The 1,536-nt window shown below is 59.8% G+C and carries 1 protein-coding gene; it reads left to right on the plus strand.

The annotated features are described in order from the left end of the window. Positions 1–107: 107 nt before the first annotated feature. Entirely contained in the window at positions 108–1,226 is a 1,119-nt protein-coding gene (locus HGP12_RS33735; RefSeq protein ID WP_168843014.1) for an IS110 family transposase, read from the plus strand. Positions 1,227–1,536 lie beyond the last annotated feature (310 nt).

The following is a 1,536-nucleotide window of genomic DNA, read 5'->3' on the forward strand; positions in this document are numbered from 1 at the left end:
AGACCGTATGTTCTCGGGGTGAGCGTGGCCCGCCCCCGCAGTAAGCTGAATTCGGGGGTTGCTCTGGATTGGCCGGAGCCGAGCCCCAAGCTTAGCGAGGGCGAACCATGAAAGAAGGTAGCGTAATTTTCATTGGCCTGGATACATCCAAGTCGAAGATTTCAGTTGCGATTGCCGAAGGAGCGCGCAACGGCGAGGTGCGGTTTTTTGGCGACATCTCCTCGGAGCCGGCGTCCGTGGCATCGATGGTCAGTAAGCTTTCCAAGCGCGGCGCCAAGCTTCATTTTTGCTATGAGGCCGGTCCCACGGGTTATGGTCTTTACCGCCAGATTGTCGAGTTGGGGCATGACTGCGTGGTCGTGGCGCCGTCGTTGGTGCCCAAGCGTGCGGGCGACCGGGTGAAGACGAACCGCCGGGACGCCGTAAGCCTGGCGCGCCTGCACCGGGCCGGCGAGCTGACCCCGGTCTGGGTTCCGGATCAAGGCCATGAGGCGATCCGCGACCTGGTGCGAGCCCGCGAAGCTGCCAGCGACGCGCTGAAACAGGCGCGCCAGCAGATTCAATCTTTCTTGTTGCGTCACGGCCGCATCTATACCGGACGCAAACCATGGACGCGCGCCCATACAAGATGGCTGACGTGCCAGGCATTTGATCACCCCGCCCACCAGATCCTGTTGGCAGAATATTGCCAGGCCATCGAGGATGCCGGCGTGCGTCTGGACCGGCTGACCCAGCTGGTGGTGGAAACCGCGGCATCCTGGTCGATGGCCCCGGTTGTGGCCGCCTACCAAGCGATGCGCGGCGTTGCATTGATGACAGCGGTTACCTTTGTCGTCGAAATCGGCGATGTCAGGCGCTTTGATAATCCCCGTCAGTTGATGGCGTATCTCGGTCTCGTGCCGTCGGAGAGCTCGACGGGCGAACGGGTCAAGCGTGGTGGGATCACCAAGGCAGGCAACACAAGAGCCAGAAGAGTGCTCATAGAAGGCGCTTGGACATATCGCTTCCCCGCACGGGTAAGCCCAACGATCCAGGCACGGCTGGAAGGACTGCCAAGGACGGTTCGCGAGATTGCCTGGAAAGGTCAAGTGCGCCTTTGCGCGCGCTATCGAAGGCTGGTGGCGGCAGGCAAGCCGAAAGTCATCGCTGTCACAGCCATTGCCAGAGAAATGGCCGCGTTCCTGTGGGCAATCGGGCAGGAGGTCGCTCCGGCAACAAAGGTTTAAAGCGCCGACCGTCGGCGGAAAATTATCGAGAAACCCAATCATCTGTCTGATGTGCAAAGTTGGAGGCAGGGCTCCGGTGGGGAACCCTCGCGGACTCTATGTGGCGGATACATCCATGCCCGAAATTAGACAGAGACAGCCCCAGACGAACACACGGAAATGCGGTATCCAGCCCGCGCATAAGAGTATGCCAGCCGTCGTCTAAATGCCCTGTCTCCTGCTTTGTGCATCAGCTTCACGCATGACCTCGTCGTCAAAGGCGAAAGAAAAAACGCGGCTAGAGAGCTTGCAAATGAACATAAGAGAGTCC

This window comes from Rhizobium sp. P28RR-XV (genome assembly GCF_012641385.1).
In the GTDB taxonomy this organism is placed as follows: domain Bacteria; phylum Pseudomonadota; class Alphaproteobacteria; order Rhizobiales; family Rhizobiaceae; genus Rhizobium.